The 16620-nt window shown below is 66.1% G+C and carries 14 protein-coding genes; 2 read left to right on the top strand and 12 right to left on the bottom strand.

Annotated features, from left to right (window positions below):
- Positions 1 to 94: 94 nt before the first annotated feature.
- From TL10_RS23970 to TL10_RS23920, 12 genes are all read right to left on the bottom strand, one after another.
- Entirely contained in the window at positions 95 to 739 is a 645-nt protein-coding gene (locus TL10_RS23970; RefSeq protein ID WP_043987650.1) for a DUF937 domain-containing protein, read from the bottom strand.
- A gap of 100 nt (positions 740 to 839) precedes the next feature.
- Positions 840 to 2099 (bottom strand): saccharopine dehydrogenase family protein, encoded by a 1260-nt coding sequence (locus tag TL10_RS23965; protein ID WP_043987649.1) that lies wholly within the window; start codon positions 2097 to 2099, stop codon positions 840 to 842.
- 10 nt (positions 2100 to 2109) lie between these two features.
- On the bottom strand, positions 2110 to 4089 hold the full coding sequence (locus TL10_RS23960; RefSeq protein WP_043987648.1) for a S9 family peptidase: 1980 nt from the start codon (positions 4087 to 4089) through the stop codon (positions 2110 to 2112).
- A gap of 40 nt (positions 4090 to 4129) precedes the next feature.
- Positions 4130 to 4942, bottom strand: coding sequence for an alpha/beta fold hydrolase (locus TL10_RS23955; RefSeq protein ID WP_043987647.1), 813 nt, complete (start codon positions 4940 to 4942; stop codon positions 4130 to 4132).
- A gap of 138 nt (positions 4943 to 5080) precedes the next feature.
- The gene (locus TL10_RS23950) at positions 5081 to 5407 is read right to left on the bottom strand and encodes a transglycosylase family protein (RefSeq protein WP_043394281.1); all 327 of its coding nucleotides are present in this window, start codon (positions 5405 to 5407) and stop codon (positions 5081 to 5083) included.
- An 863-nt stretch (positions 5408 to 6270) separates the two neighbouring features.
- Complete coding sequence (gene mobA / locus TL10_RS23945; RefSeq protein ID WP_082068062.1) at positions 6271 to 6849, bottom strand: molybdenum cofactor guanylyltransferase; 579 nt, start codon at positions 6847 to 6849, stop codon at positions 6271 to 6273.
- A 10-nt stretch (positions 6850 to 6859) separates the two neighbouring features.
- Positions 6860 to 7942, bottom strand: coding sequence for a 2-oxoacid:ferredoxin oxidoreductase subunit beta (locus TL10_RS23940; protein WP_043394284.1), 1083 nt, complete (start codon positions 7940 to 7942; stop codon positions 6860 to 6862).
- A complete protein-coding gene (locus tag TL10_RS23935) occupies positions 7939 to 9894 on the bottom strand; it encodes a 2-oxoacid:acceptor oxidoreductase subunit alpha (RefSeq protein ID WP_043987645.1) in 1956 nt (651 codons plus the stop codon). The genes TL10_RS23940 and TL10_RS23935 overlap by 4 nt, the downstream gene beginning before the upstream one ends.
- 350 nt (positions 9895 to 10244) lie before the next feature.
- Positions 10245 to 10397: a hypothetical protein gene (locus tag TL10_RS31330; RefSeq protein WP_155910649.1), complete on the bottom strand. Its 153-nt coding sequence runs from the start codon at positions 10395 to 10397 to the stop codon at positions 10245 to 10247.
- 123 nt (positions 10398 to 10520) lie between these two features.
- Complete coding sequence (locus tag TL10_RS23930) at positions 10521 to 11297, bottom strand: sulfite exporter TauE/SafE family protein (RefSeq protein WP_043394287.1); 777 nt, start codon at positions 11295 to 11297, stop codon at positions 10521 to 10523.
- Between the two features lie 37 nt (positions 11298 to 11334).
- Positions 11335 to 11697 carry a thioredoxin gene (trxA, locus tag TL10_RS23925; RefSeq protein WP_043394289.1) on the bottom strand — a complete coding sequence of 121 codons (363 nt, stop codon included), beginning with the start codon at positions 11695 to 11697 and terminating at the stop codon, positions 11335 to 11337.
- Positions 11698 to 11765: 68 nt separating this feature from the next.
- Positions 11766 to 13145 carry an MBL fold metallo-hydrolase gene (locus TL10_RS23920; protein WP_043987644.1) on the bottom strand — a complete coding sequence of 460 codons (1380 nt, stop codon included), beginning with the start codon at positions 13143 to 13145 and terminating at the stop codon, positions 11766 to 11768.
- A gap of 270 nt (positions 13146 to 13415) precedes the next feature.
- On the opposite strand from TL10_RS23920, the gene TL10_RS23915 reads away from it, so the two are divergent.
- Both TL10_RS23915 and fdhD read left to right on the top strand, forming a co-directional pair.
- Positions 13416 to 15758, top strand: a complete 2343-nt coding sequence (locus TL10_RS23915) for an FdhF/YdeP family oxidoreductase (RefSeq protein ID WP_043987643.1) — start codon at positions 13416 to 13418, stop codon at positions 15756 to 15758.
- On the top strand, positions 15746 to 16570 hold the full coding sequence (gene fdhD, locus TL10_RS23910) for a formate dehydrogenase accessory sulfurtransferase FdhD (protein ID WP_043987642.1): 825 nt from the start codon (positions 15746 to 15748) through the stop codon (positions 16568 to 16570). Before TL10_RS23915 ends, fdhD begins: the two co-directional genes overlap by 13 nt.
- The last annotated feature ends 50 nt before the right edge of the window (positions 16571 to 16620 follow it).

The raw sequence follows: 16620 nt of genomic DNA, 5'->3' as shown, positions 1-16620 counted from the left end.
CCAATTCTAGGTAAGCCCGGTGAGCAGACGTAAAAGTGCCCAGAAAGTGGACTTTCTGGGCACTTTTATGTCTGTCCTTCGGGAAGGCCGCGCCCTACTTGCGGCCACCCAACAATCCGCCGAGGATTTCGCCGAGCGGGTTGTTCCCGGCCTTGCCGGAACCGCCGCCCAACGCCCCGCCCAGCACGTTGCCGAGGATGTCACCCAGCGGGTTGTTGTTGCCGCCGCCCGAGCCGCCGCCACTGAGGGCGCCGCCGAGGATGTTGCCCAGCACGTCACCGAGCCCGCCACCACCCTGCGCTTGCGGCTGAGCCTGCGGCTGGGCTTGGCCTCCGCCGCCCGCGAGTTGCTTGCCGATGTAGGCGAGCACGATCGGAGCCAGGATCGGCAGCAGCTTCTGGATCAGTCCGCTGTTGCCCGCTCCGCCGCCGGCCAGCGCCGACGCCACCTGATCGGTGCTGTTGCCGCCGAAGATTCGCGAGATGGCCTCGGCGCCGCCGTCCTGGTCGACCTGGTCGACGCTGACACCGCCGTCGAGCAGGCCGCTGGCAGCCTGGCTGGTCGCGTCGCTCTCGATGGTTGCGGCGTGATCGGGGTCCTGCGCGTTGTGCTGCAGGCTGCCCACCAGCAGCGGCACGAGCTGTTGGACGGCGCTGTTCACCTCGCCTTCATCAGCACCCAGCTGACTCGCAATCTGTTGCGTCGGAATCTGATTGAGCAGATCGTCAAGACCGGCCATGGCAAAGTCCCCCTTCGTCACCGAGATGTGTGATGTGCGTCGCTGCCGACACTAGCCCGCTCCGGCCGGCCACACAGGACTTCGACGCCCGGTGCGCGAATCAGCGTCCCAGTGCTTCGGTTTCGAAGGTGACGCCGGCGGCCGGCAGCCGGGTCAGGAGCGCGTCGCCCATCGCCGCGGCCGGGGTGAGGACGCCGCGCAAGTCCGACAGCCGGTCGCGGTCGAGGGCCAGCGCCAGCCCGCTCTCCCCCAGCAGCACCGCGGTGGCCTTGTAGCCCGGGTCGCCCTGCTGCGCCATGACGGAGCGGTACCGGGCACCGCTGGTGGTGCGGGTGTAGGTCTCGACGCGGTAGTAGCCGTTGTCCCGGGCCTGTTCACTGGGTCCGGTGCCGGGCTTCGGGACCACACGGTCGACCAGGCCGCGGGGCAGCTTGTTGAAAAAGCGGCTGCCGAGGCCCATGACCGCCGCGTTGGCCGCGGTGCCCAGCGCCGAGGCCACGGGAGCGATCGGCGACGACCCCAGGCTCATGTTCTCCGAGTACCGGAACCGGCGGCCGTAATCCCAGTCCAACAGCGCGTTGGTGCGCCGCACGATGCGCGTGTTCGCGACAGCCATGACGAAAGCACCGGTCCAGGTCCCGGCGAGTTCCGGCGCGATGTCCCGGCCGCGGCGCCACGGGGTGTCGGATTGATGGCCGAGATCGGGCTCGGCGCCGCGATCGGTGGTCAGTGTGTACGGGTCCATCATCGTCCGACGCAGGTCCGCGTCGTCGGACGTCATGGTGAACAGCTCGAGCATCGACGCGACGGTGCCGCCCGACACTCCGCCGGAGAATCCGCGCAGCACATAGTCGGTGTCGGTGAGCTCGCCGGCGCCGTCTGCCTGGGCGGCCTTGTACAGCGCGTAGACGGTGAGATCCGAAGGGATGGAATCGAATCCGCAGGAGTGCACGATGCGGGCCCCCGTGTCGGCGGCCTGCTTGTGGTACAGGTCGATGCTCTCCCGGATGAACAGGCTCTCGCCGGTGAGGTCGGCGTAGTCGGTGCCGGCCGCGGCGCACGCCGCCACCAGCGGCAGGCCGTACTTGAGGTACGGCCCGACGGTCGTGACGACCACCTGGGTTCGCGCCGCCATCGCATCGAGGCTCTGCTGCGATGAAGCGTCGGCCTGGATCAGTCCCCAGTTCTTGCCCACCGCGCCCAGCGAGTCCCGGACCACGGCGAGCTTGTCCATCGTGCGGCCCGCCAGCGCGATCCGCGCCGCCCCGGCGTGCTGGGCCAGATACTGGGCGGTCAGTTTCCCGACGAAGCCGGTGGCGCCATAGAGGACGATGTCGAATTCGCGCTGCGGTGCGGTCATGGTTGCCAACCTATCCGAGCATTTCGGGCAGGTCGATGTGTTCCTTCAGCACGTGCTCGGACAGGAACGCCGTCACCACCTGGTACCAGATCTTGGCGTGCTGCGGCGCGGCGATCCAGTGCCCTTCGGACGGGTAGTAGAGGTAGCGGTGCGCCGTGCCGCCGGTGTCGTCGGCGGGCAGTCCTGACCGGGTCAGCAGGTCGTTCCACAACCGCAGGCCTTCACCGATCGGGACTCGGTAGTCCTTGTCGCCGTGGATCACCAGCATCGGAGTCGTGATGCGCTCGACGTGGCGGTGCGGCGAATTGTGTTCGGCCATCTCCGGTGTCATCTCGCGGGCCCACCAGTAGGCGCCGTCGGTCGTCGGCCCGAATTGATCGAGCGCCCACAGGCTGGCATGGGTGACGATGGCGGCGAACCGGTCGGTGTGCCCGGCGATCCAGTTGGCCATGTAGCCACCGAACGAGCCGCCCATCGCCGCGATCCGGCCGGCGTCGACGCGCGGGCGCTCGCAGGCGGCGTCGACAGCCGCCATCAGGTCGGTGAACGGTGCGAAACCCCAAGCACCCCAGCCACGCTGGATGAAGTCTTGACCGTATCCGGTGGACAGCGCCGGATCGGGCATCAGCACCGCGTAACCGAGCGCGGTGAGCACCCAGGGATTCCACCGCCAGTGCCAGGTGTTCCAGCTGCCCAGCGGTCCACCGTGCACCCACAGCAGCAGCGGCGCGGGAGTGTCGCCGGCCGGCAGCGTGAGCCAGGACCGGACGGGCGTGCCGTCGTCCGCGGTTGCCGTCACCTCGACCAATTGACCTGGCAATTCCGGGAATTCGACGCAGGGCAGCACAGTCACGGATCCGTCGGCGTCGACCCGGACAGGATGGGGCGGGGTCAGGTAACTGCTGCGGAGGGCGTACAGCGCACCATCTGCGACGGGCCGCACGTCGCTGTAGGCGAAGTCGTCGTGGGTCAACTGGCTCACGTCGCCCGTGCCGGGCCGGACGCGGAAGATCGGTGCGCGGCCGTCGTCGTCCGCGGTCACCAGCAGTGTGGATCCGTCGTGCGACCACCGCACCGACGCCGGCCAGCGGTCCCAGTGCGCGGTGAGCTCCACTCGCTCGCCACCGAAGTCCTGGGTGCACAAGGTGATCCGCGGTGCTTGATCCGGCGTCGAGTGCGTCTCCCGGATGAACGCGACGGTGCTGCCGTCCGGCGAGATCGCCGGGCTGCCCAGATCGGCGACCGGGTCGTCGGCGATCACGGTGCGCTCCCCTGTGCCGATGTCGATACGGACCAGAACGCTGCGCAACGCGGCCCCCGGAGCGGGTAACTCCCAGGACGCGACGGCGAAGCTCCCGTCCGCGCTGATGTCAATGGTGGCCTCGTTCAGCGCCATGCCCGGCTGCGGCGTGATGTCGTGGACCGCACCGGATTCCACGCGGAGCAGGTGCGCTTGATCCGGCCCCAGGTCATGGTCCCAGTGCCGCACCGGGTAGCCGGTGTGCAGGATCGCCGACACCTTGTTGTCCTTGCGGAGGGTGCGTAGTCGCTTGTCGTCCTCGGGAGTACCGGCCGACGGGAGCATCGGCGCCGTCACCACCACGACGTCAGCCGAACGAGCCGCGCGCACTCCACTGACGCCGCCGGCCAACTCGAGAATCCGTTGTGCTTCACCGCCGTTCGCCGGCAATCGCCACAGCGCCGCCGGTGGCTCCTCGTCGGAGTCGGTGGGTCGCGCCGCGACGAACAGCAGATCTCCGGCCGCGGTGAAGGTCAGCTGGGATTCCCCCTTGGCTCCGTAGGTCAGCCGGCGCGCCGCATGCTGGCCGTCGGGGTCGAGTTCCCAAGCCGCGGTGACATATTCGGTGCCCTTGTTGTTCAACTCGCTGATCATCGTGACGACGCGGCGGCCGTCGGACGAGACTGCGAGCCCCGACACCCGGGGCAGAGAGAGGTAGGTATCGAGGTCGTCGAACGGAGTCAGGGCCATGATCCGTTGTTAGCACATGACGGCTCGCCGCATCACGCCATTATCGGCTGCGGTGGCGGTCGAGGAAGTCGTCGATGAGAGCGTTGACGCTGTCCGGTGCCTCATATGCGGCCAGGTGGCCGATCTGAGCCAGGACCACCAGCTCCGAGCCTGGAATCGCGTCGGCCATCCGGCGCACTTCGGTGACCGGAAAGCTCGCGTCTTCGCGGCCGGCGACCACGAGAGTGGGGGTACTTATTCTTCCGAACAGCGCGTGCTGGTCGGGACGCCTGACCACGATGCTCTCCACCGCGAAGCTTGCCGACCGGGCGTTGTTGCGCCTGATCATCGCAACCAGCCCGTCGACCAGGTCGGGCCGCTGCCTGCGCGTGGTGGCCCCGAGGAACCGCGGCACGACCGTCGATCGGACGAAGAGCGGGCGTCCGGCCAGCCGGGTCATCCGCGCCGCCAGGGCGAGCTGTCGGCGATCCCACGCGGGGCCCTCCGACGCGGTGCCGTTGAGCAGGACGGCGCAGCCCACCCGGTCCGGGAACGTCGCCGCGATGGTGCCGCCGATCATCGCTCCCCAGGAATTGCCCACCAGGTGCGCCCACGGCAGCCCCAGCCCGTCCAGCACGTCGACATAGGCCCGGGCACCCTCCTCGAACGAGAAGGCTCTGCGCAGCGGCTCGCTGCCACCCTGCCCCGGCGGGTCGATCGCGATCGTGGTGTATCTGGCGGCCAAGTGGGCGACCTGCGCGGCGTACAGCGTGTGGTCGGTCAGCAGGCTGGGCATCAGGAGGATCGGGTCACCGGTCCCGGCGATCTCGAGGTGCAGGGCGCCGAGGCTGCTCGCGATGTCGTGCGTCGCCATAGCCCCATCGTTTCATCATGTGACGGATCGCACCGGTCGGCCCCCAAGGCATGCCAGACAACGACAAAGGGTGCCGGACCGTGTGGTCCGACACCCTCCGTCGTCTCTTGCGAGCGTTTGTAGCGCTCGTGCGGGGTATTAGCCCCGACGACCGCAGACCGGCCAAGCGCCCATGCCCTGATGGGCCGCGACGTTCTCGGCAACCCGAATCTGCTCGTCCTTGCTGGCGGTGTGGGGCATGCCCGTGCCACCGTTGGCACGCCAGGTGCCCAGGTTGAACTGCAACCCGCCGTAGTAACCGTTGCCGGTGTTGATGGCCCAGTTGCCACCGGACTCACAGGCTGCAACGGCGTCCCAGTTGCGGCCGCCGTCCGCATTCGCGGTACCGGCACCGATGACCATGGGGGCAACTGCAACTGCCCCAGCAACGGCAACCAGTCCAAGCGTTGTGCGGATGTTCTTCACTTCGTTCCTCTCGCCGAGCGCGCGCCAAACATCGCCCGCGCATAGGCGGTGCGAACTACTGCCTGCCGGGCAGGCGTTAGGGGGGCTGAGTCGTGTCGTCTCGGTCAGACACGACAGCGGGGGCGGTTTGATCGGTCCGGGCTCAATGCCGGCGGACGCCACGGGCAACAGGCCATCTGCTCTGGTCCCACCGCGATCCCGCTCACACGCAGGTTCATGGTTTTTCAGTTATTTGCTCTCTTGGAGCAGTACGAGGACCGTAGCAAGAACTGACCCTGCGATGTCGAATCCATCCCAGCCAGATAACAGGCAGATCACGGCCCAACCTGAGAGGAACATAAGCAGGTCATGTGACATATAAAGGCCCGCTAACAAATCACAGTTCGGCAACATTCCGTGATAGAGGTCACCATGAAATTGTGGCCTGGCACACACAATTTAATTCACATTGGTCACAGTTGTCGCAGGTCAGCGGCATAATCCTGCGGCGTCGGCAGTAAACCTCCGGCGTGTCGCCCGGTGAAATCCTCACCCTTTCAGACCCCAGTTCGCTACCGACGGGTGCGTCAAACCGCCATTGACTGGGCAGGACCGGTCAATACGGCCGCCAATCAGGACTTTTCACATTCACGCCGCGGCTCGTTCAGGACCCGTTAACCGGCCGCCACTCGCCCAAGTCTCCCAAATCCATTGCCTGGCAACAGATTTAGAATTCACCGAAGAATAGGGGTGATAATTGGCCGGATTTGCGGCACTTAATTTGCACGTTATTTGCACATCGCCGAAATAACATCAATTCCAATTCGCGACACAGAGAGAAATTCAAGAATGCGCAACCCGGTTACGGGCATTTGCTGAGACTCTCAGGCGAAATCATCGGGGCTGTTGACGTTCACCAGCGCCCGCTGCCGATCCATCACCACGCGCTGGGTGTCGGCGGTGTCGACCAGTGCCCGCATGCTGCGTCGTCCGCGGGCTACCAACTCCTCCGCCCGAGTGGCCAGCGCGGTGCGGTAGATGCCTGCCAGATAGTGGTCCCGGCCATCCCAGGGCAGCACCACGTCGGCGTCGACCCGCGCCGCGTGCTCGGCAAGTTCGTCGATCAGATCAACGGTCAAGTAGGGCATGTCCACGGCGGACACGAATGCGCTCGGAAATCCGGCGTCGGCAGCGGCACGCAACCCGCGTGCGGTGGCCAACAACGGCCCGACGCCGGGCGTCGCGTCCCGCAGCACCTGGGCATCCAGATCCGGCAGCGCCTGGCCACGGGCTGCGATCACGAACACCTGCGCACACCGCGCTCGTAGGGTGGCCACCACCTGTTCGACGAACGTGATCTCCCCCGCCGGCCCGTCGAACCGAACGGTGGCCTTGTCCCGCCCCATACGACGAGACGCCCCGCCGGCCAATACAACTGCGGCCAGCGGGGCGTCCTCGGTCAAAGCGTCGCTACTACTCGTCGACAGTCCAGGTGTCCTTGCCACGCAGCAAGGATTGCAGAGCGGCGGTGTCGTGCGCCTTGGAATCCATCGCCGTCTTCAGCTGCAGACGCGCTTCGTCGTCGTAGGTCGGCCGGTTCACCTGACGGAAGATACCCATCACGGTGTGTTCCAGGTTCTGTTCCGACAGGCGCGACAGCGCGAAGGCGTAGGCCGGGTCGTCGAGGTTGGCGTTGTGCACCACGATGTCCGACGGGTCCACATCAGCGGTCTTGCCGATCTCCAGCCCGTAACCGGACTTGGTGACGCAGAACTCGCCCTGGGCACCGAAGACGATCGGCTGGCCGTGCACCAGGTTGATCAGCCGGTCCTCGGCGCCTTCCTTGCGCAGCGGGTCGAACGAGCCGTCGTTGAAGATCGGGCAGTCCTGCAGGATCTCGACGATGGCGGCACCACGGTGGGCGGCCGCGCCCTTCAGCACCTCGGTCAGGCCCTTGCGGTCGGAGTCCAGCGCCCGGCCGACGAACGTGGCCTCGGCACCCAGCGCCAGCGACACCGGGTTGAACGGCTGGTCCAGCGAGCCCATCGGGGTTGACTTGGTGACCTTGCCGACCTCGGAGGTCGGCGAGTACTGGCCCTTGGTCAGACCGTAGATCCGGTTGTTGAACAGCAGGATCGTGATGTTGATGTTGCGGCGCAGCGCGTGGATCAGATGGTTACCACCGATCGACAGCGAGTCACCGTCACCGGTGACGACCCACACCGACAGGTCCGGACGCGCCAGCGCCAGGCCGGTCGCGATGGTCGGGGCACGACCGTGGATCGAGTGGAAGCCGTAGGTCTCCAGGTAGTACGGGAACCGGCTGGAGCAGCCGATACCGCTGATGAACGCGATGTTCTCGCGGCGCAGGCCCAGCTCCGGCAGGAAGTTGCGGATGGTGTTGAGGATGACGTAATCGCCACAGCCCGGGCACCAGCGCACTTCCTGGTCGCTGGTGAAATCCTTGCCCTTCTGCGGCTGGTCCGTAGTCGGAACCAGGGCATTCTTGCTGAGGGCTTCGGTCAGGCCCAGATCAGCACCGATCAGATCCGTCATGCGTTTGCTCCCACACCGGTCTCCACGGTGGCGGCCGCCAACCGTGCGAACTTGGCCTTGTCAGTTTCCTTTTCGCGCAGCGATCCGTCCAGTGCCGCGCCGATGATGCCCTCGACCTCGTCGGCCAGGAACGCCATGCCCTCGACCTTGGTCACCGATTGCACGTCGACCAGGAACTTGCCGCGCAGCAGCAGAGCCAGCTGACCGAGGTTCATCTCGGGCACGACGACCTTGTCGTACTTGCGCAGGACCTCTTCGAGGTTCGCCGGGAACGGGTTGAGGTGACGCAGCTGGGCGTGGGCCACCTTGATGCCGCCCCGCCGAGCTCGCCGGCACGCCTCGCCGATGGGGCCGTACGAGCTGCCCCAGCCGAGCATCAGCAGTTCGGCCTCGCCGCTCGGGTCGTCGACCTCGAGGTCGGGCACCTTGATGCCGTCGATCTTGAGCTGGCGCAACCGGACCATGAGGTCGTGGTTCTTGGGCTCGTAGGAGATGTTGCCGGAGCCGTTGGCCGCTTCCAGACCACCGATGCGGTGCTCGAGTCCCGGCGTACCGGGGATGGCGAACTGGCGGCCCAGGGTCTCGGGGTCACGCGCGTACGGCTGGAACGGCTCGCCCGGCTTGGCGAACGTGTGCTCGATGGCCGGGTAGCCGGCGATGTCCGGGATGCGCCACGGCTCGGAGCCGTTGGCGATCGCGCCGTCCGACAGGATGATCACCGGGGTGTGGTAGCCGATGGCGATCCGCACCGCCTCCACCGCGATGTCGAAGCAGTCCGACGGGGAGCACGGGGCCAGCACCGCGACCGGCGACTCACCGTTGCGGCCGTAGAGCGCCTGCAGCAGGTCGGCCTGCTCGGTCTTGGTCGGCAGACCGGTCGACGGGCCACCGCGCTGAACGTCGATGACGATGAGCGGCAGCTCGGTCATGACAGCGAGGCCGATGGCCTCGGACTTGAGGGAGACGCCGGGACCCGAGGTGCTGGTCACGCCGAGCGCGCCGCCGTACGAAGCACCGATGGCGGCACCGATACCGGCGATCTCGTCCTCGGCTTGGAAGGTCATGACGTTGAAGTGCTTGTACTTGGACAACTCGTGCAGGATGTCCGACGCCGGGGTGATCGGGTAGGTGCCGAGCACCACCTGGATGTCCCCCAGCTGACCGGCGGCGACGATGCCGTACGCCATGGCCGTGTTGCCGGAGATCTGACGGTATTCACCGGACTTGAGCTTGGCCGGGGCCACCTCGTAGGTGGTGCCGAAGGCCTCGGTGGTCTCGCCGTAGTTCCAGCCGGCCTTGAGCGCCAGCACGTTGGCCTCGGCGATCTCGGGCTTGCGGGCGAACTTCTCGCGGATGAACGCCTCGCTGTGCTCCAGCTCGCGGCCGTACATCCAGGACAGCAGGCCGAGCCCGAACATGTTCTTGGCGCGCTGACCGTCCTTCTTGGTCGCGCCGATGGCCTCCACCGCGGCCAGGGTCAGCGTGGTCATGGCCACCGGGATGACGACGAACTCGGACAGTTCGTCGTTCTCGAGCGGGTTCTCGTCCCAACCGACCTTGGCCAGGTTGCGCTTGGTGAACTCGTCGGAGTTGGCGATGATCATGCCGCCGCGCGGCAAGTCGGCAACGTTGGCCTTGAGCGCGGCCGGATTCATGGCGACCAGCACGTCGGGGCGGTCACCGGCGGTGAGGATGTCGTAATCCGCGATCTGGATCTGGAACGACGACACACCGGGCAGGGTGCCCTGTGGTGCGCGGATCTCGGCGGGGTAATTCGGCTGCGTCGCAAGGTCATTGCCGAAGAGCGCGGCTTCCGAAGTGAACCGGTCACCGGTCAGCTGCATACCGTCACCGGAGTCACCGGCGAACCGGATGACGACCTTCTCGAGCTTCTGCCGCGAGGCTGCGCCGCTCCCGGCGCCAGTGCCGTTGTCGCCGTCGTTAAGACCCACGACGCCCGCCTTTCACACTCTGTTTCGACAGCCCGTCGCACTGTGTCGGAGACGCCGCAGAACGGTGCCCTCGATCGCCAGCCCGGCGCCGCCAAGATTTTGATGTCACTGCTAGTACCGATTATTGCACTTCTCTTAGGGTGCACTCGCCAGGACGCGCCATTGAAGGCCGGGTGACGACCTTATGAATACGCACGTCAAATGGATTGCAGGCGCTTGACACCTGTCAAAATGTGGCTTTCATCACGTTCCGCTCGGCGGAATTCCTAAGAAAGCGGTTACCGATCGGTAGCCGTCCGCGCTAGCGCTCGGCCGCGTCGGAAATGCCCGGCGGCACAAGCGATTAGGCGTCAGTCCGGTTGGCCGTCTGGACGGGTGTCCAGACGGCGGCCGTGCCACCTCAGGCGGAGCAGCATCAGCTGCCGGTGCGCCTGGAACCCCAACGACAGCGGGTCGGCCCAGGCGCGGCGACCCGGCGTACTACGACCGGTATCGGTATCCATATGGCCATTGTCCAGAAGCTGGACAACCGCGCACGTCCTGCGACGGGGCGGCGACATGTCGGTCTGGTGAAGATTCGTGGCATTGCCCGGCCTGAACCGGCATCTACATCACGTTCGGGGCGGTCACAAGCTCGCGACGACGGTGTCGACGACAACGAATGCAGCCACGGCGAACACGAGATAGGCGAACCAATGCTGAAGTCGCCGGGTATCCAGCCTGGCGCCGAGATGGCCAGCGAGCAGCGAACCGACAATCGCGGTGCCGACGAACACCGTGGCGATCGTCCAGTCGATACTGGCGCCACTCAGATGAGAGAAGACACCTGCCACCGAATTCGCGACGATGATGAGCAGCGAGGTTCCGATCGCGATGGGCATCTCCACGCCGAGCATCAGCACGAGCGCGGGAATGATCAAAAACCCACCTCCGACGCCGAAGAGGCCCGTCAGAAGGCCGACGAGGAATCCCGCGGGGATGGATCTCGGGGCGCACCGGCGCCAGTTGATTCCTGAATCACCCACTGTGCACGCGGTGCCGGTGCCGTTGTTGTCCTGCAGCATCCGGATTCCGGCCAGCACCATCACCATCGCAAAACCCACGAGGAGCGCAGGTTGCGGCAGATGCCTGCCGATCGCACTGCCGACGAAGGTCGCCGGGATACCGGCCGCCGAGAAGACGGCCGCCAACCGCCATTGGACGTGGCCGGCGCGAATCTTCGGCAGCACGCCCACCGCCGAGGCGGTGCCCACAATCAGCAGCGACATCGGAATTGCCTGCTCGATGCCGAGCCCCAATACGTAGACCAATGCCGGCACAGCCAGGATGGACCCGCCTCCGCCGAGTAGCCCCAGTAGGGCGCCGATCACGCCACCGAGGGCAAGCGCCAGAACGATATTCACGAATTTTCACTCCGTTCCGACAAAGCTCGACAAGCTGTCAGTTCGCCTGCCCTGCGACCCGGGCGCGCACGCCCTCCATGTCCAGTGCCTTTACTCGGGTGATGAGATCCTCGAGGGCCGCGGCCGGCATCGCGCCGGGCTGGCGGTAGACCAGGACGCCGTCACGAAATGCCATGATCGTTGGGATAGCTTGGATTTCGAGGGCTGCGGCAAGTTGCTGCTGCGCTTCGGTATCGACCTTGGCGTGCACCACATCGGGGTGCGACTGCGCCGATCGATCGAAGACCGGAGCGAAGGCGCGGCACGGACCGCACCACGATGCCCAGAAATCGATGAGCACGATGGGGTTGTCGGTGATGGTCGCCTCGAAATCGGCGGCCGTCAGGGTTTTGGTGGTCATTGCGATGTCCTTTCTTGGTGAGTCAATCACGTTGCTGGGGAATGCTTTTCAGATGATTGCGACTACCTTCACGCATTCTGGGTGGCTTCCTCCCAGGCGCCGTACCCGCCCAGGATGTCGCTCACGTCTTTGAATCCGTTCTGCCGCAACAGACTTGCCGCAACCGACGAGCGGTATCCACCAGCGCAGTACACGACCGTCGGCTTCGCGGGGTCCAGCTCACCCAGCCGGGCGGGCAGCTGCCCCACCGGGATGCTGATGGCGTTCGGGATGGCCCCGGCCTCGACCTCGCCCGGGTTACGGACATCGACGATCTGCAGGTTCGGCAGTTCGGCTGCCCTTTGGTCAAATGCCTTGGCAGTCAACCGCGATGCCACCTGAACATCGCGCCGGTGATCAACCAGTGCCTGATAGGGCTCCGCCACGTAGCCGATCACCCTGTCGAATCCGATCCGGGCGAGCCGGGTCTTACCCTCGAGCTCCTGACCGGGGTCGGTGAACAGCACGATGTCGACGTCGGCAGGTAGAACCGAACCGGCGAACTCGGCGTAGCGACCTTGCAGGCCGATGTTGACCGCGCCATGCAGGTGGCCCAGGGCGAATTCTTCAGGGCCACGCCCGTCCACCAGGACCGCTCCGGCGTCGATCGCCATGCGGGCCTGGTCGTAGGTCAGCGGCGTCGGCATCTTGTTCTCGTCCAACAGTTCACGGTCCTTGCGGTTCAGGATCGCGTCGTAGACGAAGTAGCTCGGCGCGGGCGGCTGCCCCTCCGTGACCAGGTTCATGAACGTCGCCTTGTCGGTGGCGCGCAGCGCGTAGTTCGTCGCCTTCTGGTCACCGATTGTCGACCACAGGTCGGTCGACAGATTCTTGCCGCATGCCGAGCCCGCACCATGTGCCGGATACACCCGGGTGGCGTCGGGCAGCGTCATCAACTTGTCGTGCAATGAGTCATAGAGCTTGTCCGCCAGTTCCTCTCGCGTATAACCGATCGAGGCCAACAGGTCGGGGCGGCCGACATCGCCGATGAACAGCGTGTCCCCGGTCATGACGCCATAGGGCACTGGGTCATCGGCGTGCTCGTAGACCACCACGCTCATCGACTCGGGGGTGTGCCCGGGGGTATGACGGAATTCCAGCGTCACGTCGCCCAGCGAGTACCGCTCACCATCGGCGACACCCATCGACTCGAATTCGGTCTCGGCGACAGACGAGTAGACGATCTTGGCGCCGGCGGCCTTCGCGAGCTCGAGGTGCCCGGAGAGGAAGTCCGCGTGGAAGTGGGTCTCGATGACCAACTCGATGGTCAGCCCATGTGCTGTGGCATCGGCCAGATATCCGGCCACGTCGCGCTGCGGGTCCACAACGACTGCACGGCCGGTGGTTTCGTCGCCGATCAGGTAGGACGCGTGCGACAGACAATCCAGATAGTACTGCTGCAGGATCATCGCTGATCTTCTTTCTCCCAGTTGGATAGCACCACATGTGCTATACCCCTACGGGTATATCAATATACCCCTGGGGGTATTCTATTCCCACCCGGCACGTTCCTCTAGAGGCTTAGGTCACCCAGGCCGTCGGCCTTTCGCCTGCCGCACCTCGCGTCAAACGCCGTTCGGCCCGGTGATAGGCGCCACCTATCAGTGCATTTGAAATGCCGATTACCAACCGCCCGGCTAACAGCCAGGATCACCGCTCGTGAGGATTACATTGGAGCCATGACCACCGTCAGAGACGGCCACGACGTCGACGCGACGTACGACGAACACGACGTTCAGGTCAGCGGCGCGAAACACGAAGCCGCCGGGGTCAAGGCCGTGCTGGTCAGCATGCAGCGCGCCATGACACAGATGGGGCCGCTCCGGACCGCGGAGACGCTGAGCAAGATCAATCAGCGCCACGGCTTCGACTGCCCGGGCTGCGCCTGGCCCGAGGAACACGGCGGCCGCAAGATCGCCGAGTTCTGCGAGAACGGCGCCAAGGCCGTAGCCGAGGAAGCCACGCTGCGCCGTGTCACCCCGGAGTTCTTCGCCCGGCATTCGGTCGCCGACCTGGCCGCGCAACCCGAGTACTGGCTGTCCCAGCAGGGCCGGCTCACGCACCCAATGGTGTTGGCGCCCGGCGACACCCACTACCGCCCGATCGACTGGGACGACGCCTACGCGCTGATCGCCGACGAATTGAAGGCGCTCAGCTCCCCTGACGAGGCGCTGTTCTACACCTCCGGCCGCACCAGCAACGAGGCCGCGTTCCTCTACCAACTGCTCGCGCGCAGCTACGGCACCAACAATCTGCCGGACTGCTCGAACATGTGCCACGAATCGTCGGGCACCGCGCTGGTCGAGTCCATCGGCATCGGTAAGGGGTCGGTCACCGTCGAGGACCTCATCCATGCCGACTGCATCGTCATCGCCGGACAGAACCCGGGCACCAACCACCCCCGCATGCTGTCCACGCTGGAGAAGGCAAAGGCGAACGGCGCCAACATCATCGCCATCAACCCGCTGCCCGAGGCCGGGCTGATGCGCTTCAAGGATCCGCAGAAGGTGCACGGTGTCGTCGGTCACGGGGTACCCATCGCCGATGAGTTCGTGCAGATCCGGATCGGCGGCGACATGGCGCTGTTCGCCGGGTTGGGCCGGTTGCTACTGGAAGCCGACGACCTGGCACCGGGGACCGTGCTGGATCGCGACTTCATCGACCAGCACTGTGCCGGCTTCGACGAGTACGAAACCCGCACCCGCGCAGTAGAACTGGACGTCGTCTCCGAGGCCAGCGGAATCGGACGTGACCAATTGCAACGGGTCGCCGACGCGCTGGTCCGGTCGGAGCGCACCATCATCTGCTGGGCGATGGGTCTGACCCAGCAGACGCATGCGGTGGCCACCATCGGCGAGGCCACCAACCTCTTGCTGATGCGCGGCATGATCGGAAAGCCCGGCGCGGGAGTGTGTCCCGTGCGCGGACACTCCAACGTGCAAGGTGACCGGACCATGGGCATCTGGGAGAAGATGCCCGAGCAGTTCCTGGCCGCGCTGGATACCCGCTTCGGCATCAGCTCCCCGCGCAAGCACGGCCTCGACACCGTGGACGCGATCCGGGCCATGCGCGACGGACAGGCCACGGTCTTCGTCGGCATGGGCGGCAACTTCGTCTCGGCCACTCCCGACACCGACGTCACCGCCGCGGCGATGCGTAATTGCGCTCTGACGGTGCAGATTTCGACCAAGCTCAACCGCAGCCACCTGATCCACGGGCGCACGGCGCTGATCTTGCCGACGCTCGGCCGCACCGACAAGGATTTCCAGGTGGGCGGCAAACAGGTGGTGTCGGTAGAGGATTCGATGTCGATGGTGCACCTGTCGCGCGGTGGCCTGACCCCACCCAGCGACCAGGTCCGCAGCGAGGTCGCCATCGTCTGCCAGCTGGGCCGGGCCCTGCTGGGCGCCGACCACCCGGTGCCATGGGAATCGTTCAACGCCGACTACGACGGCATCCGAGACGCCATCGCCGACGTGGTCCCCGGGTGCACCGACTACAACGTGCGGGTCCGCCGGCCCGACGGCTTCCAGTTGCCCCACCCGCCCCGGGATTCCCGCGAATTCCCCACGCACACAGGCAAAGCCAACTTCTCGATCGAACCCGTGGAGTGGGTGCCGGTGCCCGAAGGCCGGCTGGTGCTGCAGACGCTGCGCAGCCACGACCAGTACAACACCACCATCTACGGCTTGGACGACCGCTATCGCGGCGTCAAAGGCGGTCGGCGCGTGGTGTTCGTCAACCCGGCCGACATCGCGGCCCTCGGGCTGCGGGACGGCAGCCGCGTCGACCTGGTGTCTGAATTCGACGGCCACGAGCGCCGCGCGAAAGACTTTCTGGTAGTGCCCTATTCGACGCCCGCGGGCAATGCCGCGGCCTACTACCCGGAGACCAATCCGTTGATTCCGTTGGACCACACCGCCCGGAAATCCAATACCCCGGTATCCAAGGCAGTCGTGATCAGGCTTGTCCCAGGGGTCGAGCGCAGCGAGGGGGGATCGGACCAGCCATGGGTCGAGTAACCGCACGGCGCCGGGCCGAACACGTCACCGCGGGCGGCGCGGTCTCGCGCCCGGAAACCCTCGCGGTCGAGGAACCCCTGGAAATCCGGGTCAATGGCAGTCCCCTCACCGTCACCATGCGGACGCCGGGGTCGGATGTCGAACTGGCCCAAGGGTTTCTGCTCACCGAGGGAGTGATCGCACGCCGCGATGACATCGCCCGCGTCGCCTACTGCCGTGGCGCCACCGAAGACGGGGCCAACACGTACAACGTGCTCGACGTGATGTTGGCACCGCATGTCCCGCCGCCGTCGGTCGACGTGACGCGCAACTTCTACACCACCTCGTCATGCGGCGTGTGCGGCAAGGCGTCGATCGATGCCGTCCGAACCGTCAGCCACTACTCCCCCGGCGACGACCCGACCAGCGTCACCTCCGACGCGCTCTCGACCATGCCACAGGTACTGCGCCAAGCCCAGAAGGTGTTCAACAGCACCGGCGGACTGCACGGTGCCGCGCTGTTCAGCGCCGGCGGCGAGATGTTCGTCGCCCGCGAGGACATCGGCCGGCACAACGCGGTGGACAAGGTGATCGGGTGGGCGCTCGAGAACGACCGCATTCCGTTGACGGGCACCGTGCTGCTGGTCAGCGGGCGGGCGTCGTTCGAACTCACGCAGAAGGCCGTCATGGCCGGTATCCCGCTGCTGGCCGCCGTGTCCGCGCCGTCGTCGTTGGCAGTCGACCTGGCCAGCCAGGCCGGGCTCACCCTCGTGGCGTTCCTGCGCGGCGAGTCGATGAACGTCTACACCCGTCCGGACCGGGTGATCAGGTAAGGACGCCAAAAGGAAATGCCCCCGCCGTGGCGGGGGCATTTCCTTTTGGC

Origin of the sequence: Mycolicibacterium llatzerense (assembly GCF_000878195.1) — a bacterium.
Lineage (GTDB): Bacteria > Actinomycetota > Actinomycetes > Mycobacteriales > Mycobacteriaceae > Mycobacterium > Mycobacterium llatzerense.
Note: the sequence above shows the minus strand (reverse complement) of the source record. Positions and strands in the feature narration are given on the sequence as shown.

What these genes read in the sequence shown, in the direction of transcription:
- fdhD (WP_043987642.1), top strand. Translation starts at nt 15,746, where the DNA reads ATGGGTCGAGTAACCGCACGGCGCCGGGCCGAACACGTCACCGCGGGC.
- TL10_RS23940 (WP_043394284.1), bottom strand. Translation starts at nt 7,942, where the DNA reads ATGACGGATCTGATCGGTGCTGATCTGGGCCTGACCGAAGCCCTCAGC.
- TL10_RS23965 (WP_043987649.1), bottom strand. Translation starts at nt 2,099, where the DNA reads ATGACCGCACCGCAGCGCGAATTCGACATCGTCCTCTATGGCGCCACC.
- trxA (WP_043394289.1), bottom strand. Translation starts at nt 11,697, where the DNA reads ATGACCACCAAAACCCTGACGGCCGCCGATTTCGAGGCGACCATCACC.
- TL10_RS31330 (WP_155910649.1), bottom strand. Translation starts at nt 10,397, where the DNA reads ATGGATACCGATACCGGTCGTAGTACGCCGGGTCGCCGCGCCTGGGCC.
- TL10_RS23920 (WP_043987644.1), bottom strand. Translation starts at nt 13,145, where the DNA reads ATGATCCTGCAGCAGTACTATCTGGATTGTCTGTCGCACGCGTCCTAC.
- TL10_RS23915 (WP_043987643.1), top strand. Translation starts at nt 13,416, where the DNA reads ATGACCACCGTCAGAGACGGCCACGACGTCGACGCGACGTACGACGAA.
- TL10_RS23955 (WP_043987647.1), bottom strand. Translation starts at nt 4,942, where the DNA reads ATGGCGACGCACGACATCGCGAGCAGCCTCGGCGCCCTGCACCTCGAG.
- TL10_RS23970 (WP_043987650.1), bottom strand. Translation starts at nt 739, where the DNA reads ATGGCCGGTCTTGACGATCTGCTCAATCAGATTCCGACGCAACAGATT.
- TL10_RS23960 (WP_043987648.1), bottom strand. Translation starts at nt 4,089, where the DNA reads ATGGCCCTGACTCCGTTCGACGACCTCGATACCTACCTCTCTCTGCCC.